We start from the raw sequence: 22,774 nt of genomic DNA, 5'->3' as shown, positions 1-22,774 counted from the left end.
TTGAACGTAAGGAATTTGTAAGGAATGGGTAAGAAAAAAGAGACGTTCATTGTCTATGATAGAAGTATGAAGTGGGAATGGAAGGGGAAAAAGATATGTCTTATATATTAAAAACAAATGGGTTAACAAAAGTATTTCAAGGAAAAGAAGTCATTTCAGGGGTTAACATGCATGTGAAAAAAGGAGAAATCTATGGTTTTTTAGGACCAAACGGTGCTGGTAAAACAACCATTATGAAAATGATTACTAATTTAATGAAACCGACGAGCGGGGATATTGAAATTTTCGGTGAGAAATTAACAGATACATCTTATGAGGTGCTAAAACGCATGGGAACGATTATTGAGTATCCAATTTTTTATGAAAAATTAACAGCTAAAGAAAATTTATATTTACATTGCGAATATATGGGTTACTACGACAAGAAGGGGATTGAGCACGCATTAGATCTTGTCAATTTACACAATGTGGAGAATAAAAAGGTAAAAGACTTTTCACTAGGGATGAAACAAAGATTAGGAATTGCAAGAGCGATTTTGACAAAGCCAGAGTTATTAATTTTAGACGAACCAATCAATGGTCTAGATCCAATCGGGATTAGAGAACTGCGCGATCTATTTAAAATGCTTTGTAAAGAGTACGGAATTACTTTATTAGTCTCTAGTCATATGTTAGGGGAAATGGAGCAGATGGCAGATACAATAGGGGTTATTCAAAATGGGAAATTGATAAAAGAAGTTTCAATGAAAAGTATTAATGGTAAGCAAACAGAGTATATTGAAATTCAAGTTCAAGATGTGAAACGAGCGGTTTACGTTTTAGAAAATAAGCTTAGTATAACAAATTACAAAATTATGAGTGAAAGTATGATTCGTGTGTATGAAATGACAGCTACGCAGCAAGCAATTTCTAAAACGTTGATCATGAATGATATAGAAATTGAAAGTATAAATAAAAAGCATAGTTCGTTAGAAGAGTATTTCTTGAATCTTGTAAATGGAGAGGGAATTCATGCTTAATTTAATGAGACTTGAGCTTATGAAATTTAAGTTGTGGCCGACTATTAGAGGGGCACTTATTGCAATATTTATTATTTCCATATTTATTTCATTAATTATGTTTGATGGGGAAGTGAATAGTTATGATAGTGTATTTCAATTGATTGATCGTTTTCCACGAGCTGCATTTATGATTTTTGGAACAAGTTTAATTGCAAAATTTATTATTCAAGAGTTTCAGAATAAGACGATGACAGTTATGTTTATGTACCCGATTAATCGTAAAAAAATGATGGCAGCAAAAATGCTTATCGTTATTTTGTTTACTTTATGCGCAATTATTATTTCGGAAATTATTATATTTAGTTTCGTTTATGTTGTGAATATCTATTATCCAGTTATTACTGAACCACTAACGATATCCACTTTAGCCGAGAACGCGGTCAAATTATTTGTAAATGCATTAGCAACAACAGGAATTAGTTTAATCCCACTTTACTTCGGAATGAAAAAGTATTCAATTCGGACAACATTTGTATCCTCAATTATTATCGCATGTTTAATCACTGCTAGCTTAAATGGGCAAATTTCAGTTTTCGATTTTATCGTAATTCCCATTACATTAGCTTGCGTTGGTTTGTTGATCGCTTATATGGCAATAAGAAAGATCGAACGGGTGGATTTATTTAAATAAGAGAAAACAAGTACAGCTGAAAAATATAGTGGATGGAGGAAGCACCGTGCTTAAATTGATGAAACTAGAATGGAAAAAACATCGCTTATCTAGGTATTTTAAAGGAGTAGTAATTTGTATTGGAGCAATTTTCGCTGCTGTTGGTCTTATGGCATGGGGTTCTAAAGCTGAGAGTGAGCAAATGTTTTCAGATTATACAGGATTCATGTCTTTAACAAATATTTTTATTCGAACAACGTTTATGATTTTTTCAGCTGTCATTTTATTACGTTTAGTTATTGATGAATACAAGAACAAAACGATGCAATTATTGTTTAGCTATCCATTAGAGCGAAAAAAAATAATGCAGGCTAAGTTAGCAATTGTCTTTGGATTTTGTTTTGTGAGTATCATTATCTCTACTTTTATTATTAGCACGTTAACGTTCTTCTTAAATCCAATGATAGGATTCTTTGAAACAAGTGTTACTATGGGGCAAATCATTGCCACCATTCCAGCTACTTTTCTTACTGCATTTATGATGGCTGGAATTAGCTTAGTTCCTTTATATTTTGGCATGAGAAAAAAGTCAACTCCTACAACGATTACCTCGTCTATAGTAATTGGGTTATTGATTAACTCAACTGTTTCTAATGGGGGAGGACAGATGAGTTTGTTTGACTTCATTATAGTACCAATTGCGTTTTGTCTATTAGGTCTTGCAATTGGCTATCTGTCTTATTATAAAGTGAATAAAATGGATGTGGCTTAAATACAGATACAATTTTGAATGAGATGTAGATTTCAAATGAACTGGGGAGTAAAAAATGAAGAAAACGATGTTAGCTTCTATTTTAATAGTTCTAGTTGCAGGAGTAGTTTTTGGTCTCAAGGAAGTAGGGGCAAAGAGTTTTGAAAAAGAAACTTCTTTTACAGTAGATAGCGTAGAAGAAATAGAAATAAATAACGAAAATTGGGATGTTGCGTTCAAAAGTGCGGAATCAAACAAAGTAACAATCGCAGCTGAGGGAAAGCAGGAAGATAAGAAGAATGATCCTGTAACAATGAAAAAGGATGGAAAGAAAATTGTCGTGGATCAGAAAGAGCAAAAGGAAGGTTTTGCGGGAGGATTCAGTTTTGGAAAGAAAGGTACTATTTATATTTCCATCCCAAAAAATGGAGTAAATACGATTACATTGAATAATAGCTCTGGTGATATAAAAATGAATGATGTAACGACTAAAAATATTGTATTTTCAAACGGATCTGGTGCTGAAAAGATTGAAGGACTATCAGCAAAAAAAGGTAATTTTACATCAAAAGGTGGGGAACTAAGTTTGAAAAATAGTTCGTTACAGGAACTATCTGTAGCTTCTACTACCGGTGATAATTACCTTACAAATGTAAGGAGCCCTAAGACAAAAGTTACTTCGACAGATGGTGAAGTATTGATTAAAGAGACGATAGAAGGAAAGGCATTACTTGTAGAAACAAAATCAGGAGATATTGGTGTCTCTTATAAAGAAGCTCCAACTTCATTACAGCTTGCTGCTAACAGCGACTCATCCGATATAGTAGTGCGTTTAAATGGATTTAAGAAAAGAACGAATATGGAAAAAACAAAAGAGGGCGTAATTGGTGATGCATCAAATAAGGTGGAGCTTTTAAGTAAAAAAGGTACTATATATATCAAATAATAATCAGAAGAGGTGAATATATCATGCAGAAAAAATCAACTGGTTCCGTCAGTGACGTATTGGCTATGCTGTTTTTTTATTGTACGACGGGACTATTAAGCGTTATTGTTGTTCCAGTTTTGGTAACGATTGCGTACGGTTTCGGTTTTTGCACTGTACTTATATTTATTGCGGGTATTATTCGTTCCTTTGGAGCTACATGGGTACAAATGGATATTGGCCCTGGTTTATCAATCCCTCAGGAGTTGAGCATGGTTTGGGCTCTGGGTATAGGTGGAATCGTGGGAAGTATCGCCTATTTTAGTTGGAAGTACCTTCGTATTTATTTGAACTTTCTATCTAGAAGCTATCGTAAAGTATTACCAGTTAATAAATAATAAAATCGAACAGAAGGATTTATTCACTACAACATATGAACTAGGGGGGATAAAATGCTGCAACTTATAAAGTTAGAAATAAAGAAAAGTAAGCTCGGCTGGTATATAAAAGGTGCAATTATCGCAAATATAGTAATGGTTGCGATGTTGTTTTTTGTAAGCTATGTGTCACAGATTGAAGGAGATGTAGAACTAGGAAATCCTCAAGGGATTCTTTTAATGGCGAGTGCAATGGTGCGAGGAACATTTATTGTCTTTGCGGGAGTGTTAATTGCAAAACTAGTAATTGAAGAATATAAAAACAAAACAATATTACTCATGTTTTCGTATCCAATTAGTCGAAAAAAAATCATTGCTAGTAAGTTATTAATCACAGCAACGCTAACGTTTGTAACAGTTTTATTATCTAATATTTTTGTAATAGGTATCTTCTTTACATTGAATAGTTATATGTTAGTTATTCCGAATACAATAACGGTAGCTGAGTTGATTCAAGAAGGTATAAAAGTGATTCCTTTTGCCATTGCAGCTGCAGGAGCAGGTTTAATTCCATTATATTTTGGTATGCGTAAATACTCTGTTCCAACAACAATTGTTTCTTCCTTACTTGTTGTGATGATCGCATGTCAAAGTCAGCCAGAGTTTTCATTAGCAACCTTTCTGCCACTTCAATTAGCGCTTGCAGCTATTGGTATTATGATTGCTTATCATGGAATTCGAAATATTGAGAATGAAGATACGTTGTAAAGTTTCACATGAAACAAGTTACAGAAAAAGACAAGGTGATTCTTTCACCTTGTCTTTTTTGTTATTACATTTTCGGAGCTTCCATCCCTGCAGCTGCCCACTCTTCCTTAGCAGGTCCATAAACACCTGGAACCTGTAACCCAGCTTGACGCATTAAGACAGTCATTTGCCCGCGGTGATGATTTTGATGATTAATGAGAGTCATCAAAAAGATAGAGTTTGGCATTGGACGCCCAAAGAAATCATTAATTGTTGCTAAATCTCTATCAGTCCACTTTGCTTGAAGTGCTTCCACAAAATCCGTATTTACTTTGCGATAGCCTTTCGCAATCGTCTTCGCGGAAGGTGGAACAGGATAATCTTTTGTTTCTCCCTCAAACTGTAAACCTGTTCCTGACAGCATCACAGGAATTGCAGTGACGATATGCCAAGCAACTCTACCTAAAGTCCAATGACCAGGAGCAATTTCTTGCTTCAATGATTCATCAGTTAATGTATCCAATATCTTTTGTGTAGACTCAGATTCGTATTTCCATGTCGTTAAAAAGCCTTCAATTGTTTGATACATGTTATCCCCCCAATGTTTATATTCATAGAGTAAATTCGTGAGAGTAGGTGTTTGTCCTGCTTTTTTTATTTTGTATATTTACATTGATATAATATGGAATGTATATAGGTGAATTTTGTATTTTTGTCAGAAAACTAACATGATAATTCGTATATTAAGTGAATAGAGAATGAAGCAAAGAGTGGTGATAGGGATGAGAGAAGCTGAAATAGTAGAAGGGTTACGAAAGAAAGATATGACTGCATTGCATGCAGCAATTGATCAATATGGTGATTTAATTTATAAAGTTGTTCATAGCGTGTTAGATACATCGCATAGTAAAGAACTCGTTGATGAATGTGTGGATGATATTTTATTAATTATTTGGTACAACATTGAGAGTTATGATGAAAAGCGTGGGAAATTTAGAAATTGGCTTATATCTGTTGCGAAGTTTAAAGCGATTGATTTTAAGAGAAAGAGTAATCAGGCTTATCGATTACAAGAATTTCAGCAGGATATATATGCAGAGATAAAAGATACAAATCAAACAAATGAGGAACAAGAGGAAACCTTCTACCTTTTAATTGAAGCTTTAAATAATAAAGATAAGAAAATCTTTATAAAAAGGTATTTAGATGAATATAGTGTGCAGGAGATTGCTTCTGAATTAGGGCTGACAACAGATACTGTGTATAGCAGGCTCTCAAGGGGACGGAAAAAACTAAAAAAGATAATAGGAGGGGAAAGGGATGCGCAAAGAGGAACTGTTACAGGGGTTAAGCAATTTAAAATATAGCGATGAAGATGTTACGGAATATAATGATGAAACAAAAGTAGATAAGCAGAAAATAAAACGTGCCAAAATGGTAGTAACAAAAAGTATTTTGATGCAGCGTTGCTATGGGCACGTACGGGATGAATTACAAGAACAGGAAGAAATTTTATATAGTATGTTTGCATCTAATCCTCGTGTGAAAGGATCACAAACTGGCACAGCAGCTATGTCTGGAGTAGGTGCTCTCGCTATGCATTTTGGCATTAATAACGTCCTTGTTGTTACAAATAAAAGATTATATGTTTTCTTTGTAGACCGTTACTATAACGATGTTGATTTAAAAGTATACCAACTAGAGGAAATTGTATCTATGAAAACAGTATTAGATCGCAAGGGTGGAAGTGAGTTTTTATATATGAAATTTACAAATAGTAAAGATTATGTGCTTTTAGGGATTGATGAGGAATATCGTGAATTGTTCCAAATATTACGTAAGGTGAAAAAAGCGAATGGAATAGAATTGTCATTACAGGATAAAAAATTAACTTGGGCATTAAGGGGAAAGAGAAGGGTATTTTATATATTAATGTATTCATGGGTAATATATATTTTTTATAAAGCTTATGTTAATTTCATGCCACACTGACATGAAATAAAGAAAGCAGACTTCTAAGCAAAAGAAGCCTGCGCTTTTTTAACTAACTTTCTTCCCACTCTTCCTCATCAACCACAAGAAATAAGGTGCACCAAGTACAGCGACAACAAGCCCCGAAGGAATCTCCTTTGGATATGCAATCGTCCGTCCAAGTAAGTCAGCGATGCAGAGCAGAATCGCTCCAAATAGTGCTGAACAAACAAACAATCTTTGGTGATTCATCCCAACAACAATACGTGCTAGGTGTGGTGCAACGAGTCCTAAGAAAGCGATTGTGCCAACAGCGGCAATGTTCACTGACGCGAGCAATGTTGCTAGGATAATAAGTGCGAAGCGTGTTTTGTTTACGCGTTGCCCAAGTCCTGTTGCTAAGTCGTCTCCGAGTACAAGAACATCAAGCTGCTTCATCAAGAAGAATATGATTGGTACGAGAATAAGAGATGGATATAAAAGTATATTTTCTAAGTGATTCCAACCTCTTGCGTACGTACTACCTGATAACCAAGTTAAAGCAGCCGCTACATTTAAGTTTGCTCTAACGATAAAGATTTGAATAATTGCTGAACCGAGTGCTGATACACCAATTCCAATTAATGCGAGTGCTGTTGGGCTAAAGCCTGACTTCCATGAAAAGAAGAGGACGATTCCAACTGCAAGTAGTCCACCAATAAATGCACCGATTGGTAAGAAGAATCCTGGAAGTGCCGGGAAGACATACATAATTGTTAAAGCACCGACACCTGCACCAGATGAAATACCAATGATAGATGGATCGGCGAGTGGATTGCGTAATATTCCTTGAAAGACTAGCCCGCTTATTGCAAGACATGCTCCAGCAACAGCCGCAACGAGCATTCTTGGCAAGCGAAGATTCATCATCATGTTTTGATCGAATTGTGTAAGCTGCCCTGTTGTTATATTTATTATGCTTTCTATGTAAGCATTGCTGCCGAGTGCAACGCCAAGTGCAACTGATACAATACAAAGGATTATTGAAACAATGATTACTTTTTTATAAGAGAAATATTTTGAATTGGCACCAGCTGCATTCGCTCCGTTGTCGTTCATATATTGCTTGGATCTCATCATACGATAAACTAAGTAAATGAGCCATGGTGAACCAATCATTGCAGTGACAGCACCAACCGGAAGTTCAGCACCAGTTGGGTCTATTAATCTACCAACAACATCTGCCCCAAGTAATAAAATAGCCCCCCATAAGAAAGAGGAGAGAAGCAGTGGGAAATGTTGGCGATAGCCAATCAGGCGCATTAAATGCGGTGCAACTAAGCCAACAAAACCAATTGGTCCAACAACTGTTACAACGACTGCTGTTAAAAAGATCGCTGCAATAAAAGCAATAAAACGCGTTACTTCTGTTTTTTCTCCAAGTGAAACAGCAACATCATCACCTAAAAGAAGCACATTTAATTTACGTGACATAAATAGTACAGCAAGGAAGGAACAGACAACAAATGGGACCGCAAATTGAACACCATCCCAGTTATTTTGTACAAGTGATCCTGCGCCCCAAAGGAATAGTCCAGCTGTTTCGTTTTCATAAAACAGTTGCATCGTTCCGGTAAAAGCAGAGAGCATTAATGTGACAACCATACCTGCTAATGCCATACGTAGCGGCGTTCCCTTTCTGCCGCCGGAAATACGATATACGAACAAAGCCGTTACTGCTCCGCCAATAAATGTGAAAAGGAGGGAGTGTACTTGTAAGTATTCCGGTAAAAAGATAGTAGCGGCAATTAAAAAGAAATATGCTCCTGAATGAATTCCCATTGTACTTGCCTCAGCAAGTGGATTTTTCGTTAAAGTTTGTAAAATAACGCCTGATGCAGCGAGCGCACCACCAGCTAAAATAGCAATAGCAGCCCGTGGCAAACGCAGCATAATTAAGGTTTGATGTTCAAGAGATTGATTTGGAGAAAAGAGAGCATCCATAATCATGCTGTAAGAAATATTTGCTTGCCCTTGTCCGATATGAATAAAGAAAAGGAGGAGCAAGAGAGCTGCTCCTCCTCCGAATACAAGACTTGCTCGAAGTGTATGTTGTAAGTTATTCATTATGCAATCACTTCTTCGCTGTCATTACATCTGCAACTTGTTTTGCTAATGATTTTGCAGATTCAGGGCCACCGAAGATCCAAGTGTCACCTTTTAGTTTATACATTTTATTTTCTTTTTTGAATTTCAATTCTTCCCATGCTGGGTTACCCTTTAGCTGTTTGTCGAAAATATTATCGTCATCAGCTACGATGTATAAGAAGTTTGCATCTTGTACACCTTGCAGTGCTTCTACAGTTGTTTGTTTGAAGCCGTCTGGCTCAGATTTACCAGGTTCAAATGCATTTGTTAAACCTAATTTTTTCGTAATTTGCATTGCTGTAGAATTGTCTGTTAACAGACGGAATGTTGGAACATTTTTTGCTGTAAATGATTGTGTCATTACGATGTTTTTATCTTTTAAGTTAGCTTTTTCAATTTTTGCTTTTGCATCAGCGAATGTCTTGTCCATATCTGCTAATACTTTTTTACCTTGCTCTTCTTTTCCAACTGCTTTTGCAATTTGTTTAAATGTTTCTGTCATTTCTGCAAGGTGATCGTTATTACTTGTTGATGGATCAAACATAATTGTTGGTGCAATTTGTTCTAACTCATTTTTAATCGCTTTACTACGGAATGAAGCCGTAATAATTAAGTCTGGTTTTAAGCGGTTAATTTCCTCTAAGTTTGGTTGTTGACGCGTACCGACATCTACAACATCTTTATTTGGTTTTGTTTCTGTATTTACCCATTTATTATAGTTCTTAATATCAGCCATCCCGACAGGTTGAACACCAAGTGCTAATAAATCTTCTGCATATACCCACTCAAGTACAACAACTTTTTTCGCTGGTTTATCTAACTTTGTTTCACCCTCAGCATGTTTAATTGTCATAGCTTGTTTTTTATCATCTGTTTTTACTTCCTTCTTCTCTTCTTTTTGTTGTCCACATCCGACAACGAATAGAAGGATAACCATAAAAATACTAAGGACTTTTTTCATTTTTTTCCCCCAAATGAATTATTTTGAAATGATATATAATCTTTCTGCAATTGCAGTAGGATTCACCTTTTTTAATTGAAAAAGATTATCAGTTTCAACATGGAAATCATACTATGGTGGCTTTTATGGTGTCAATCTTTTTCTTTCTATTCTGATAAAAAATTCTCTTTAGAACATTGGGGGATTTATTTGCTACTATAACGCTTTCAAAATATGAATTTGTGAATGAGTCTTTAAAAGGAGTAGGAGAAGAAACAGAAAGTATAAACTAATTAGATTGAAAAACGCACATATTTAGGGGGAGAGAGAATCCGGCCATGCATAGAAGCGGTCAGGTTCTCTTTCTGCTCCTGCCCTATGCCAAGTTACAACAGGGGGAGAAAATGAGGAAAGGGATCAAAATGTCTTCGTGGCACAATAATATAGATAGTTATGGAGTTACAATGGAATAGTTGTGCAAAAGTCAGAATATTATGATTGTAACGTGATTGTGACTATAATATAATGAAAACAATCATCATGAATGGACATTCATTTTATTTTTGTAAGAACAGGAAGGGGGAATGAAGATGGAAAAACCTTGGCTACAAAGTTATCCAGAGGAAATTCCACATACAATTTCTTATGATATTCAGCCGCTTCACGTATATTTACAGCAGATGTCTTTTCGGTACCCAGAAAAGAAAGCGCTTCATTTTCTAGGTAAGGATATTACATTTTCAGAGCTTGATCGTAAGGTGAAACAATTTGCCAATTATCTGCGTAAGCTGGGTGTAAGAAAAGGTGATCGAGTTGCGATTATGTTACCAAATTGCCCGCAAGCTGTAATTGGATATTATGGTACATTGCTTGCAGGTGGTATTGTCGTACAGACAAATCCACTGTATACAGAAAGGGAACTAGAATATCAACTTCATGATTCTGGAGCGAAAGTGATTCTTTGCCTCGATTTAGTTTTTCCGAGAGTTACTAACGTTCAGTCTGCTACAAAGGTTGAGCATATTATCGTAACTCGTATCGCAGATTTTTTACCGTTTCCGAAAAATGTACTTTATCCGTTTGTACAAAAAAAACAAACGAACCTTGATGTGAAAGTGTCGGAAAGTGAGACGATTCACCTTTGGAAATCAATAGAAAGAGAAAATAATAATGACGTCGAAGTGCCTTGCGATCCTGAAAATGATTTAGCGCTTTTACAGTATACGGGAGGGACGACAGGGTTTCCGAAAGGAGTTATGTTAACGCATAAAAATCTCGTTGCTAACACTTTAATGGGTGCACACTGGCTATATAATTGTAAAGAGGGAGAAGAGGTAATCCTTGGAGTCCTTCCTTTTTTTCACGTATATGGAATGACGGCGGTAATGAATTTGAGCATTATGCAAGGATATAAAATGGTGCTCATCCCAAAATTTGATATGAAAATGGTTTTTGAAGCAATTAAAAAACATAAAGTTACGCTATTTCCAGGAGCGCCAACAATTTATATTGCTCTTTTGAATAGTCCACTTTTAAAGGAATATGATATTTCTTCAATTCGTGCTTGTATTAGTGGTTCTGCGCCGCTTCCGGTAGAAGTACAAGAAAAATTTGAAAAAGTTACAGGTGGTAAATTAGTAGAAGGATATGGATTGACTGAATCATCTCCGGTTACACATGGGAATTTTTTATGGGAAAAACGTGTGCCAGGAAGTATTGGAGTACCATGGCCGGATACAGATGCATGCATTATGTCACTTGAAACGGGAGAAGCATTACCTCCAGGTGAAATTGGTGAAATTGTTGTGAGAGGTCCGCAAATTATGAAGGGGTATTGGAATAAGCCAGAGGAAACGGCAGCTGTATTGCAAGATGGATGGCTCCATACAGGTGATGTTGGCTATATGGATGAAGACGGCTTTTTCTATGTGAAGGATCGTAAGAAAGATATGATTGTCGCTAGTGGCTTTAACGTGTATCCGCGTGAAGTAGAAGAAGTATTATATGAACATGAAAAAGTGCAAGAAGTAGTTACAATTGGTGTTCCTGACCCGTACAGAGGGGAGACTGTAAAGGCGTTTGTTGTATTGAAGGAAGGCATAGAGTGTTCGGAAGAAGAATTAGATCAGTTTGCGCGTAAATATTTAGCAGCTTACAAAGTTCCAAAAATATATGAGTTTAGAAGTGAGTTGCCGAAGACGACAGTTGGGAAAATTTTACGACGCGTCCTTATAGATGAAGAGAAGAAAAAGACAGAGGATGAGCAGACGGGCTAAAGGCCCTTTCTTTTTGAAAATAAAGGATATAGGATTGACAATTCTTGAAATAGTCAGTATTATTAAAATATGAATGATTACTCATTCAGTCATCTTCTTGAAGGGGACAGTAAAGTGAAAAAAAATCGACCAAAATATAACCAAATTATTGATGCGGCGGTTATTGTGATTGCAGAAAATGGATACCATCAAGCACAGGTTTCTAAAATTGCGAAGCAAGCTGGCGTTGCTGATGGAACTATTTATTTATATTTTAAAAATAAAGAAGATATACTAATATCCTTATTCCAAGAGAAGATGGGAGAATTTATTGAAACAATTCGTCAAAAAACAGCAGGAATTGAAAGCGCTGTAGCGAAGTTATTTATGTTGGTAGAAATGCACTTCTTGCTGTTGTCGAAAAATGATCCTCTTGCTATTGTTACTCAACTAGAGCTTCGTCAATCCAACCAAGACCTGCGCCTCAAAATAAATGAAGTATTAAAAGGGTACTTACAAGTCATTGATGAAATTTTGGAAACAGGTGTAAGACAAGGTGAATTTAAGGCGGATTTAAATGTTCGCGTAGCAAGGCAAATGATCTTTGGAACAGTAGATGAAGTTGTGACCAATTGGGTAATGAGCGATCATAAATATGATTTGGTCGCACTTTCAAAAACGGTACATGGGCTGCTTAGTTCAGCTTGTGGTTATCGTCAATAATGGGAGGGATCATGTTGAAATTCCTATCTGTAACAGTAGAAGACCATATCGCGGTGGTGACATTAAATCATCCACCAGCTAATGCTATGTCTTCACAAGTTATGCATGACGTTACTGAGTTAATTGATCAAGTCGAAAAGGATGAAAATGTCCGCGTTGTGGTTCTTCATGGCGAAGGACGCTTCTTCTCAGCAGGAGCAGATATTAAAGAATTTACTTCTGTTGAAGAAGCAAAACTAGCGACAGAGCTAGCTCAGCTTGGACAAGTTACGTTTGAGCGTGTAGAAAAGTGCTCAAAACCAGTTATTGCGGCAATTCATGGAGCGGCACTTGGTGGTGGCCTTGAATTCGCTATGTCTTGCCACATGCGCTTTGTAACTGAAAGTGCAAAGCTTGGTTTACCAGAGTTAACGCTCGGATTGATTCCTGGTTTTGCAGGTACACAGCGTTTGCCACGCTACGTTGGCAAAGCGAAGGCTTGTGAAATGATGCTAACAAGTACACCAATTACCGGTGCACAAGCATTAGAATGGGGACTTGTTAATGGCGTGTTCTCAGAAGAAACACTATTAGAAGAGACTCTCAAAATTGCAAAACAGATTGCTAGTAAAAGCCCAGCGACGACTCGTGCTGTGTTAGAGCTATTACAAACAACAAAATCATCTCATTATTATGAAGGTGTGCAGCGTGAGGCACAAATATTTGGAGAAGTGTTTACGAGTGAAGATGGAAGAGAAGGTGTAGCGGCATTCTTAGAAAAACGCAAACCTTCATTTAGTGGTAGGTAGTTCGAATTTTTTTAACATAAATTAACAGAATATTAAAATTGATGGAATCTTTCTGAAAAACAAGGGGGTAAATGGAATGAACATCTACGTACTCATGAAACGAACATTTGATACAGAAGAGAAAATCGTAATTAAAAACGGTGCAATTTATGATGGCGAAGCGGAATTCATCATCAACCCTTACGATGAATATGCGATTGAAGAAGCAATTCAAGTAAGAGACGCACAAGGCGGTGAAATTACGGTTGTAACAGTTGGCGGCGTAGACAGTGAAAAAGAACTTCGCACTGCGTTAGCGATGGGCTGTGATAAAGCGGTATTAATCAATATTGAAGATGATGTTGAGAATGGTGACCAATTTACAACAGCAAAAGTGCTTGTTGAGTATTTAAAAGATAAAGAAGTGGATTTAATTTTAGGTGGAAACGTAGCGATTGATGGCGCATCTGGACAAGTTGGTCCTCGCGTAGCTGAAGCGCTAAATATTCCATATGTAACAACAATTACGAAGCTTGAAATTAACGGTACAAGCGTGAAAATTGAACGCGATGTTGAAGGTGATACTGAAGTGATTGAAACATCACTACCGCTTTTAGTAACAGCGCAACAAGGTTTAAACGAACCGCGTTATCCATCGCTTCCAGGTATTATGAAAGCGAAGAAAAAGCCGCTTGAAGAATTAGAATTAGATGATCTAGATTTAGAGGAAGATGCTGTGGAAGCAAAGACAAAAACAATTGAAATCTATTTACCTCCTAAGAAAGATGCAGGAAAAGTGTTACAAGGCGAGCTGCAAGATCAAGTAAAAGAACTTGTATCGTTGCTCCATACAGAAGCGAAAGTAATCTAATAAAATACGAAATTATATATGCAGGAGGGAAAATCTATGGCTCGTAAAGTATTAGTAATGGGTGAAGTTCGTGACGGATCACTACGTAACGTTTCATTTGAGGCAATAGCAGCAGCGAAAACAATTGCAGAAGGCGGTGAAGTAGTTGGCCTTCTAGTTGGAGAGAGCGTTGCATCTTTAGCAAATGAATTGATTCATTACGGTGCAGATCGCGTTGTGACAGTTGAAAATGATAAATTAAAATCATATACATCGGATGGATATGCACAAGCGTTTCTTGCTGTATATGCTGAGGAAAAGCCTGAAGGAATCGTATTTGGACACACAGCGCTTGGTAAAGATTTATCACCAAAGCTAGCTGCAAAACTTGAAGCTGGTCTTGTTTCCGACGTCACTGCATTAGAAGTAGCGGGTGGTAATGTTGTATTTACACGCCCAATTTACTCTGGTAAAGCGTTTGAGAAGAAGATTGTAACAGATGGCATTCTGTTTGCGACAGTACGTCCAAATAACATTACGCCATTAGAAAAAGATGAAGCGCGTACAGGTGATGTATCTTCTATTACAGTTGATGTAAAAGATTTACGTACAATCATTCAAGATGTTGTGCGTAAAACAGCAGAAGGTGTAGACCTTTCAGAAGCGAAAGTCATTATTGCTGGCGGACGCGGCGTGAAAAGTGAAGATGGTTTTAAACCGTTAAAAGAATTAGCGGATGTATTAGGCGGCGCTGTTGGAGCATCACGTGGTGCTTGTGACGCAGAGTATTGCGATTACTCATTGCAAATTGGACAAACGGGTAAAGTTGTTACGCCAGATTTATATATTGCATGCGGTATTTCTGGCGCAATTCAGCATTTAGCAGGTATGTCTAACTCGAAAGTAATCGTTGCAATTAATAAAGATCCAGAAGCAAGTATCTTCAAAGTAGCTGACTATGGTATTGTTGGTGACTTATTTGAAGTGGTTCCTTTATTAACAGAAGAGTTTAAAAAGTTAAAAGTGCATTCTTAATTTGAGTAACCCTTGAGTTCCAAGTGAAATACCCCTATATATAGAAAAACGAGAGGTCCCCTGCCTCTCGTTTTTTAGCATGTATTTCTTTCTGATATATAATTCGCGGCTATGAAAACAAAAGAAGATTTGCACTCATTTTCTCTGATTGTTTTGACATGGCATGGGGCTAAAAAAGGCCCTGACGGCTTCTATGCATGGCCGGATGCTCTTTTCCATCTAAAAAAGAAAGGTTTTATGTTGTGTCCATATAGCTTGTATTTTTATATAGTATAAAGGAACCCTTTTTTGTTACAATACATAACGATACATAATATTCGCCACGTATATAAGTTAATGATATACTTTTGGTAGAATACACTTGAAGGAGGAAATAAAATGGCAATTGTAAACGCAACTGACCAAAACTTCGCAGCTGAAACAAGCGAAGGTATTGTATTATTAGATTTCTGGGCACCATGGTGTGGGCCTTGTAAAATGATTGCTCCTGTATTAGAGGAAATCGATGCAGAATTAGGCGAAAAAGTAAAAGTAGTAAAAGTAGACGTAGATGAAAATCAAGAAACTGCTCGCAGTTTTGAAGTAATGAGCATTCCATCTCTTTTCGTATTAAAAGATGGTAAAGTAGTTGACCAAGCGTTAGGTTACAAACCAAAAGAAGCGTTAGTAGAACTAGTTTCTAAACACTTCTAAAATAAAAAATGCTGCCTCGTGGCAGCGTTTTTTATTTTAAAGTGTTGCTAGATGATAAAATCTCCGTTGGTGAGGACTAATAATCAGTGGGGGATGAAGAAAACCTCACTGATTAAAGTTTCACTTTATCTAATTAAAACCATCTTTGATGCATTTCTTTTAAAAAGGCTTCTGTAATTTTAAATTCAGAACTTTCTCCTATAACAGAGTCAATTCCGCAATAGGGACAAACTGCCGTATCATCGTCATCCCACCATTCTGTAATTTTACTCGGGTGCAAAATTTTAAAACAATAAAAACAACCACATATGGTTTTCTTTTCTAAGTGGATTTTATTACGAAAAGAGAGACGATGTGCTTCTGCAAAATCATTTTCCATTGTGATCTCCTTTTTGCGTATATTTGATGTTCTATTTTATTAGTTTAACGTAAAAAATTCTATTAAAGAGACGAAAATATGTATAATATTTTCCTTTTTCTTCGCTTTCCGTTACAATTAAAGAACGTATGTTGGGGATTTAATGATAGTATGTTTTTGCTTGGAAACAACAATGATAAGCATGTAAGAAACGGAGGTTTACGAGTGCACGAGCATTTAAAAGAAAAATTAGCGATTTTACCAGATCAACCAGGCTGTTACTTAATGAAAGATAAGCAAGGGACAGTTATATATGTCGGGAAGGCAAAGGTGTTAAAAAATCGTGTGCGCTCGTATTTTACTGGTTCACATGATGGGAAGACACTCCGTCTTGTCGGAGAAATTGTTGATTTTGAATATATTGTTACCTCCTCAAATTTAGAGGCACTTATTTTAGAATTAAATTTAATTAAAAAGTATGATCCGAGATATAACATTAAATTAAAAGACGATAAAACATATCCATTTATTAAAATCACGGCAGAAAAGCAGCCACGCTTACTTATCACAAGAAATGTAAAAAAGGATAAAGGAAGATATTTTGGGCCTTATCCGAATTCACAGTCAGCGTATGAAACTAAAAAGCTACTGGATCGTATGTATCCGCTCCGTAAGTGTACAAAAATGCCAGATAAAGTGTGTTTGTATTATCATATGGGGCAATGTCTAGCGCCTTGTGTTAAAGAGGTAACGGATGAACAAAATAAAGAAATCGTTGATGGAATTACAAAATTTTTAAATGGTGGGCATAAGGAAATTCGTTCGGAACTCGAAAAGAAAATGTATGAAGCATCTGAGAAATTAGAATTTGAGCGTGCAAAAGAATTGCGCGATCAAATCGCCCATATGGATGCAATTATGGAAAAACAGAAGATGATTATGAATGATATTGTTGACCGCGATGTATTTGGTTATGCGGTTGATAAAGGCTGGATGTGCGTGCAAGTTTTCTTTGTTCGAAAAGGTAAGTTAATCGAACGCGATGTCTCTATGTTTCCAATTTATGATGAGCCTGAAGAAGGATTTCTAACATTTATCGGTCAATTTTACGAACAAAACAATCATTTTAAACCCAAGGAAATTGTAGTACCAGGAAGTATTGACCCTGAATTAGTAGAGCGTTTCTTAGAAGTGGATGCCGCGCAGCCAAAACGAGGGAAGAAAAAAGACCTCGTTGAATTGGCCAATAAAAATGCGAAAATCGCTTTAGAAGAGAAGTTCTATTTAATTGAACGTGATGAAGAACGTACAGTTAAAGCCGTTGAAAATTTAGGCAAGCAGCTTGATATTGAAACGCCATATCGTATTGAAGCATTTGATAACTCAAATATCCAAGGCACGAATCCAGTTTCAGCAATGATTGTCTTTATTGATGGAAAACCGGCGAAAAAAGAGTATCGAAAATATAAGATAAAAACAGTTCAAGGGCCTGATGATTATGAATCGATGCGAGAGGTTGTACGTCGGCGTTATACGCGCGCTTTAAAAGAAAATTTGCCACTACCTGATTTAATTGTAATTGATGGTGGGAAAGGGCATCTTGCAGCTGCTAGCGATGTGCTTGAAAACGAACTTGGGCTATATATTCCGATGGCTGGACTTGTTAAAGATGATAAGCACCGTACATCGCATTTAATGATCGGTGATCCTCCTGAGCCCGTTATGCTTGAAAGAAATAGCCAAGAATTTTATTTACTGCAGCGTATTCAAGATGAGGTGCACCGATTTGCGATTACGTTTCATCGCCAGCTTCACGGGAAATCCGTTATTCAATCTGCTTTAGATGGAATTCCTGGAGTAGGGGAGAAACGGAAGAAGGTATTGTTAAAACATTTTGGTTCGCTAAAAAAAATGAAAGAAGCGTCTGTGACAGAATTTGTCGAAGCAGGAATGCCGCAAAATGTTGCAGAAACTATTTATTCCTATTTAACAGATAAGAAGACGTTGTAGTTTACAATGTCTTCTATTTTTTGATATAATTTCAGAAGATTAAAAATTATTAAAATCGAATGAATATGCAATGTAAATCCATTTTGATTTTTCGACATATAAGCTGTGGCTATGAAAACAAAAACAGTTTTCCGCTCATTTCCTCTTTTTATTTTCACACTGCATGGGGAGAAAAAAGGAACTGATCGCTTTTATGAATGGTCGGATGCTCTCTCCCACCTAAAAGAAATGATTTATGTCGGTTTTTAAAGTTGGATTGATATAGAAAAGTCAACTAAACCTATATGTCTAGTTGACTGCTAATGTGATTCTACACTTCGACAGGATCTTTTACGTCCCATTTTACAAGAAATGTGATAGAATCTGAACGTTTTTTTTGCTCTTCATATGACTCTGCAACAACATTTCGTTGCTTTTGAATTTGTTCTGCAACAAATCCAGTTTCTAATTGGTAAGAAGAATGTCTATTTTGCTTTTGACGCTCTGTAATGAGCGGGCTTGTTAGCTGAAAATGCATTTCACGGCGTTTATGCTCGATAATGTTCAAACGGCCCCAACCAGCTTTTTCAAAAAAATGAATGACTTCTTCAATCGTCTCTAGTGGATATTTTCGTGCTAGGTTTCTGCCGGCCCAGTATAAGATGTCATCTAATTCTTTTCCAATTAGGTCAGGTAATACTTCTTCACGCAGCAGTTCATAAGCGAAGGCGTTCAATGAAACATCTTCAAAAGATGCTATATCAATTGTATTTTTGCTCACAATATTCCCCTCTTTCTATAGGGATTATTATATAACATTTCCCATTTATAAAAACAGAACTTTCTTTGGGAAAATCTTAATATATAGGAAGAAAAAAAGAATTGGCAAATTATATGCAAATTATGTACAAATTATGTATACGTTTTCTTGACGCTTCGACAAAAATAGGAGTAAAATGAACTTGGTATCAAATTATGCTGAAATATTTCGAATAATTTTTTCAGTTTTTCTTATAGCAATAGTGAAAAAACATTATTGTTATAAACTAATACTGAAAGCAGCAGTCAAACACTCAAGGGGGGTAATGGGGACATGAAAGGCCGCGAGTATACGTTTCGCAAGTGGCACTCATTAATGGGGGTCATTCCGGTTGGTGTCTTTTTGACGCAACATTTAGTAGTAAACAACTTTGCAACAAGAGGGGCAGAAGCTTTTAACAAAGCTGCTCATTTTATGGAGCTCCTTCCATTCCGGTATGCGCTAGAAATTTTCGTCATCTTTTTACCAATACTGTACCATGCTATATATGGATTATATATTGCATTTACAGCTAAGAACAATGCGACATCTTATAGTTACTTCCGTAACTGGATGTTTGTCTTCCAACGAATCTCAGGTGTGCTCACGCTTATTTTCATAGCTTGGCACGTTTGGCAAACTCGTATTCAAGCATTGTTAGGCGCGCAGGTAAATTATGATATGATGGCAGATATTTTAAATAATCCAGCTATGTTTGGCTTCTATTTAGTGGGAGTTGTATCAACAATTTTCCACTTTGCAAATGGACTATGGACATTCTGCATTAGCTGGGGAATTACAGTATCGCCACGTTCACAACGTATCTCTACTTATGTAACATTAGCTATTTTCCTAGGTTTATCTTATGTAGGTGTGAGTGCATTATTAGCGTTCATCGATCCACAGCTAGCAAATCAGTAAGGAGTGGGAGAGCATGAAAGGGAAACTTATAGTAGTCGGCGGTGGCTTAGCCGGCTTAATGGCAACGATTAAGGCAGCAGAAGCAGGAGTAAACGTGGAACTGTTCTCTTTAGTACCAGTAAAACGTTCGCATTCTGTATGTGCACAAGGTGGTATTAACGGTGCCGTAAATACGAAAGGTGAAGGGGATTCTCCATGGATCCACTTTGACGATACAATTTATGGTGGGGACTTCTTAGCGAACCAACCGCCAGTTAAAGCGATGTGTGAAGCAGCACCTGGTATTATTCACTTAATGGACCGTATGGGTGTTATGTTTAACCGTACAGAAGAAGGACTTCTTGATTTCCGCCGTTTCGGGGGAACACAACATCACCGTACAGCATTTGCTGGTGCAACAACTGGCCAACAATTATTGTACGCATTAGATGAGCAAGTCCGTCGTCATGAAGTAGCAGGACTTGTAACGAAATATGAAGGTTGGGATTTCTTACGTGCTGTTGTGGATGATGAAGGCGTATGTCGCGGAATCGTCGCACAAGACTTACAATCTATGGAGATTAAGAGTTTCCAAGCTGATGCCGTGATTATGGCAACAGGGGGCCCTGGTATCATCTTTGGAAAATCAACAAACTCTATTATTAATACAGGTACAGCAGCATCTGCTGTATATCAACAAGGTGCATATTATGCGAATGGTGAGTTCATTCAAATTCACCCAACTGCAATTCCTGGGGACGATAAATTACGTCTGATGAGTGAATCTGCACGTGGTGAAGGTGGACGCGTTTGGACGTATAAAGACGGTAAACCATGGTATTTCTTAGAAGAGAAATATCCTGCATACGGAAACCTTGTACCTCGTGATATTGCAACACGTGAAATCTTTGATGTATGTGTAGAACAAAAGTTAGGTATTAACGGGGAAAACATGGTATATCTAGACCTTTCTCATAAAGATCCGAAAGAACTAGATATTAAACTTGGTGGGATTATTGAAATCTATGAGAAGTTCACAGGTGATGATCCTCGTAAACTACCAATGAAAATCTTCCCAGCTGTTCATTACTCAATGGGCGGATTATGGGTTGATTATAAGCAAATGACAAGCATCCCAGGATTATTTGCAGCAGGTGAGTGTGATTACTCTATGCACGGTGGTAACAGACTAGGTGCTAACTCATTATTATCAGCGATTTATGGCGGTATGGTAGCGGGACCAAATGCAATTGAATATATGAAAGGTCTTTCAAAATCATCTGATGCTGTTTCATCTGCTTTATACGAGCAAAATGAATTAATCGAAACAGAGAAATTTAACAATATTTTAACGTTAGATGGTAATGAAAATGCATATGTTCTTCATAAAGAGCTTGGAGAATGGATGACAGATAACGTAACAGTAGTTCGTGAAAATAAAAAGTTATTAGAAACAGATGCAAAAATTCAAGAGTTAATGGAGCGTTATAAACACATTAACATTAACGATACAGCGAAATGGAGTAACCAAGGTGCTTCATTTACACGTCAACTGGCAAATATGTTTGAATTAGCTCGTGTTATTACAATTGGCGCATATAACCGTAATGAAAGCCGCGGTGCGCATTATAAACCAGAATTCCCAAATCGTGATGATGCGAACTTCTTAAAAACTACAATGGCGAAGTTTGAAGGAGAAGGAAATGCACCAGCATTCCATTACGAAGACGTTGATATTTCATTAATCAAACCACGTAAACGTGATTATTCTTCAAAACATGATGTAGCTGCTAAGGGTGAAGAGAAGGGGGATAAACAACATGTCTGAGAAAACAATCCGCCTCATCATTACACGGCAAGATGGACCAGATGCACAATCGTTTGATCAGGAATTTGAAATTCCATATCGTCCAAATATGAATATTATTTCGGCTCTTATGGAAATTCGTCGTAATCCTGTTGATGTAAAAGGAAACCACACGACTCCTGTTGCATGGGATATGAACTGTTTAGAAGAAGTATGTGGTGCTTGTTCTATGGTAATTAACGGTAAACCGCGTCAATCATGTACAGCGCTTATCGATAAATTAGAACAACCAGTTCGTATAAAACCGATGAAGACATTCCCGGTAGTGCGTGATTTACAAGTTGATCGTAGTCGTATGTTTGATGCTTTAAAACGTGTGAAAGCTTGGGTTCCAATCGATGGTACGTATGACTTAGGACCAGGACCAAGGATGCCAGAGAAAAAGCGCCAATGGGCATATGAACTTTCAAAATGTATGACATGTGGTGTTTGCTTAGAGTCATGTCCGAATGTAAACAGTAAATCTGATTTTATCGGACCAGCACCGCTTTCACAAGCTCGTTTGTTTAACTCACATCCAACTGGTGAAATGCATAAAGCAGAGCGCTTACGTGCGATTATGGGTGATGGTGGACTTGCAAACTGTGGTAACTCGCAAAACTGTGTGCAATCATGTCCAAAAGGTATTCCATTAACAACATCAATTGCAGCATTAAACCGTGATACAACAATTCAGTCGTTTAAAGATTTCTTTGGTAGCGACAATAACTATTAATAAATATTGCCTCTTCGATTCGAAGAGGCAATATTTATATAGGTTTCTATCGTTTGAATTTTTGTTTTATTCTGAAACAAAGTGTATTACTTATTATATAAATACAGATTGAAAAACTGATATAAAACCATTCCTTTTAGGTGGAAGAGAGGATCCACTCATGGCTAGAAGCTGTCAGTGCCTATTTTAGCCCCGTGCCATGTGAAAACAGAAGGAGAACATGAGTGGAAAACTACTTTTGTTGACATAACCGCCACTTATATGTCGGGAAATTAAAATAAATATATAGAATAAAAGAAAAAGGAGAGAAGAAC

Annotated in this window: 23 protein-coding genes; 18 read left to right on the top strand and 5 right to left on the bottom strand. The window is 36.8% G+C overall.

Going from position 1 to position 22,774, the window contains the following annotated elements; translation table 11 throughout:
• The first annotated feature begins 95 nt into the window (after positions 1-95).
• The 6 genes from AAIE21_RS05525 to AAIE21_RS05500 are packed head-to-tail and all read left to right on the top strand — an operon-like array spanning position 96 to position 4,492.
• Positions 96-1,019 carry an ABC transporter ATP-binding protein gene (locus AAIE21_RS05525; protein ID WP_343265813.1) on the top strand — a complete coding sequence of 308 codons (924 nt, stop codon included), beginning with the start codon at positions 96-98 and terminating at the stop codon, positions 1,017-1,019.
• Entirely contained in the window at positions 1,012-1,692 is a 681-nt protein-coding gene (locus tag AAIE21_RS05520; protein ID WP_343265812.1) for an ABC transporter permease, read from the top strand. Before AAIE21_RS05525 ends, AAIE21_RS05520 begins: the two co-directional genes overlap by 8 nt.
• 46 nt (positions 1,693-1,738) lie before the next feature.
• Positions 1,739-2,443: an ABC transporter permease gene (locus AAIE21_RS05515; protein ID WP_343265811.1), complete on the top strand. Its 705-nt coding sequence runs from the start codon at positions 1,739-1,741 to the stop codon at positions 2,441-2,443.
• Between the two features lie 55 nt (positions 2,444-2,498).
• Complete coding sequence (locus tag AAIE21_RS05510; protein ID WP_343265810.1) at positions 2,499-3,368, top strand: DUF4097 family beta strand repeat-containing protein; 870 nt, start codon at positions 2,499-2,501, stop codon at positions 3,366-3,368.
• 23 nt (positions 3,369-3,391) lie between these two features.
• Complete coding sequence (locus AAIE21_RS05505; RefSeq protein ID WP_343265809.1) at positions 3,392-3,745, top strand: hypothetical protein; 354 nt, start codon at positions 3,392-3,394, stop codon at positions 3,743-3,745.
• Positions 3,746-3,799: 54 nt separating this feature from the next.
• A complete protein-coding gene (locus tag AAIE21_RS05500; protein ID WP_343265808.1) occupies positions 3,800-4,492 on the top strand; it encodes an ABC transporter permease in 693 nt (230 codons plus the stop codon).
• A gap of 64 nt (positions 4,493-4,556) precedes the next feature.
• Here AAIE21_RS05500 and AAIE21_RS05495 read toward each other — a convergent pair whose 3' ends face one another.
• Complete coding sequence (locus tag AAIE21_RS05495; protein WP_343265807.1) at positions 4,557-5,060, bottom strand: DinB family protein; 504 nt, start codon at positions 5,058-5,060, stop codon at positions 4,557-4,559.
• A 193-nt stretch (positions 5,061-5,253) separates the two neighbouring features.
• Between AAIE21_RS05495 and AAIE21_RS05490 the strand changes: the two genes are divergently transcribed.
• Together AAIE21_RS05490 and AAIE21_RS05485 are read left to right on the top strand one after the other, a co-directional pair.
• Positions 5,254-5,838, top strand: coding sequence for a sigma-70 family RNA polymerase sigma factor (locus AAIE21_RS05490; RefSeq protein WP_343265920.1), 585 nt, complete (start codon positions 5,254-5,256; stop codon positions 5,836-5,838).
• Complete coding sequence (locus AAIE21_RS05485; protein ID WP_343265806.1) at positions 5,792-6,463, top strand: septation ring formation regulator EzrA; 672 nt, start codon at positions 5,792-5,794, stop codon at positions 6,461-6,463. The genes AAIE21_RS05490 and AAIE21_RS05485 overlap by 47 nt, the downstream gene beginning before the upstream one ends.
• A 48-nt stretch (positions 6,464-6,511) precedes the next feature.
• Here AAIE21_RS05485 and fhuB read toward each other — a convergent pair whose 3' ends face one another.
• Both fhuB and AAIE21_RS05475 read right to left on the bottom strand, forming a co-directional pair.
• A complete protein-coding gene (gene fhuB, locus AAIE21_RS05480) occupies positions 6,512-8,548 on the bottom strand; it encodes a Fe(3+)-hydroxamate ABC transporter permease FhuB (protein ID WP_343265805.1) in 2,037 nt (678 codons plus the stop codon).
• Between the two features lie 7 nt (positions 8,549-8,555).
• Complete coding sequence (locus AAIE21_RS05475) at positions 8,556-9,530, bottom strand: ABC transporter substrate-binding protein (RefSeq protein WP_343265804.1); 975 nt, start codon at positions 9,528-9,530, stop codon at positions 8,556-8,558.
• A 569-nt stretch (positions 9,531-10,099) separates the two neighbouring features.
• On the opposite strand from AAIE21_RS05475, the gene AAIE21_RS05470 reads away from it, so the two are divergent.
• The 6 genes from AAIE21_RS05470 to trxA all read left to right on the top strand — a co-directional run bounded on the left by AAIE21_RS05470 (position 10,100) and on the right by trxA (position 15,832).
• Positions 10,100-11,785 carry a long-chain-fatty-acid--CoA ligase gene (locus tag AAIE21_RS05470; RefSeq protein ID WP_343265803.1) on the top strand — a complete coding sequence of 562 codons (1,686 nt, stop codon included), beginning with the start codon at positions 10,100-10,102 and terminating at the stop codon, positions 11,783-11,785.
• Between the two features lie 114 nt (positions 11,786-11,899).
• A complete protein-coding gene (locus AAIE21_RS05465; protein WP_481858653.1) occupies positions 11,900-12,487 on the top strand; it encodes a TetR/AcrR family transcriptional regulator in 588 nt (195 codons plus the stop codon).
• Positions 12,488-12,498: 11 nt separating this feature from the next.
• Entirely contained in the window at positions 12,499-13,275 is a 777-nt protein-coding gene (locus tag AAIE21_RS05460) for an enoyl-CoA hydratase (RefSeq protein WP_343265801.1), read from the top strand.
• 76 nt (positions 13,276-13,351) lie between these two features.
• Positions 13,352-14,125, top strand: coding sequence for an electron transfer flavoprotein subunit beta (gene etfB / locus AAIE21_RS05455; RefSeq protein ID WP_343265800.1), 774 nt, complete (start codon positions 13,352-13,354; stop codon positions 14,123-14,125).
• Between the two features lie 36 nt (positions 14,126-14,161).
• On the top strand, positions 14,162-15,139 hold the full coding sequence (etfA, locus tag AAIE21_RS05450) for an electron transfer flavoprotein subunit alpha (protein ID WP_343265799.1): 978 nt from the start codon (positions 14,162-14,164) through the stop codon (positions 15,137-15,139).
• Between the two features lie 378 nt (positions 15,140-15,517).
• Positions 15,518-15,832, top strand: coding sequence for a thioredoxin (gene trxA / locus AAIE21_RS05445; protein WP_003200692.1), 315 nt, complete (start codon positions 15,518-15,520; stop codon positions 15,830-15,832).
• 133 nt (positions 15,833-15,965) lie between these two features.
• Here trxA and AAIE21_RS05440 read toward each other — a convergent pair whose 3' ends face one another.
• Positions 15,966-16,211: a cytoplasmic protein gene (locus AAIE21_RS05440; protein WP_343265798.1), complete on the bottom strand. Its 246-nt coding sequence runs from the start codon at positions 16,209-16,211 to the stop codon at positions 15,966-15,968.
• Between the two features lie 204 nt (positions 16,212-16,415).
• Here AAIE21_RS05440 and uvrC point away from each other — a divergent pair, with 204 nt between their 5' ends.
• Positions 16,416-18,200 (top strand): excinuclease ABC subunit UvrC, encoded by a 1,785-nt coding sequence (uvrC, locus tag AAIE21_RS05435; protein ID WP_343265797.1) that lies wholly within the window; start codon positions 16,416-16,418, stop codon positions 18,198-18,200.
• A gap of 310 nt (positions 18,201-18,510) precedes the next feature.
• On the opposite strand, the gene AAIE21_RS05430 is transcribed toward uvrC, so the two are convergent.
• The gene (locus tag AAIE21_RS05430) at positions 18,511-18,960 is read right to left on the bottom strand and encodes a YslB family protein (protein WP_017150595.1); all 450 of its coding nucleotides are present in this window, start codon (positions 18,958-18,960) and stop codon (positions 18,511-18,513) included.
• A 312-nt stretch (positions 18,961-19,272) separates the two neighbouring features.
• Here AAIE21_RS05430 and sdhC point away from each other — a divergent pair, with 312 nt between their 5' ends.
• From sdhC to sdhB, 3 genes are read left to right on the top strand one after another with little or no spacing between them, the layout of a single operon-like run.
• Positions 19,273-19,899: a succinate dehydrogenase cytochrome B558 gene (sdhC, locus tag AAIE21_RS05425; RefSeq protein WP_343265796.1), complete on the top strand. Its 627-nt coding sequence runs from the start codon at positions 19,273-19,275 to the stop codon at positions 19,897-19,899.
• A 13-nt stretch (positions 19,900-19,912) separates the two neighbouring features.
• Entirely contained in the window at positions 19,913-21,706 is a 1,794-nt protein-coding gene (sdhA, locus tag AAIE21_RS05420; protein ID WP_343265795.1) for a succinate dehydrogenase flavoprotein subunit, read from the top strand.
• Positions 21,699-22,460, top strand: coding sequence for a succinate dehydrogenase iron-sulfur subunit (gene sdhB / locus AAIE21_RS05415; RefSeq protein WP_343265794.1), 762 nt, complete (start codon positions 21,699-21,701; stop codon positions 22,458-22,460). The genes sdhA and sdhB overlap by 8 nt, the downstream gene beginning before the upstream one ends.
• Positions 22,461-22,774 lie beyond the last annotated feature (314 nt).

The sequence above is a fragment of the Paenibacillus sp. 102 genome (assembly GCF_039549175.1).
Taxonomy (GTDB): domain Bacteria; phylum Bacillota; class Bacilli; order Bacillales; family Bacillaceae_G; genus Bacillus_A.
This window is presented reverse-complemented; position numbering and strand designations above follow the sequence as displayed.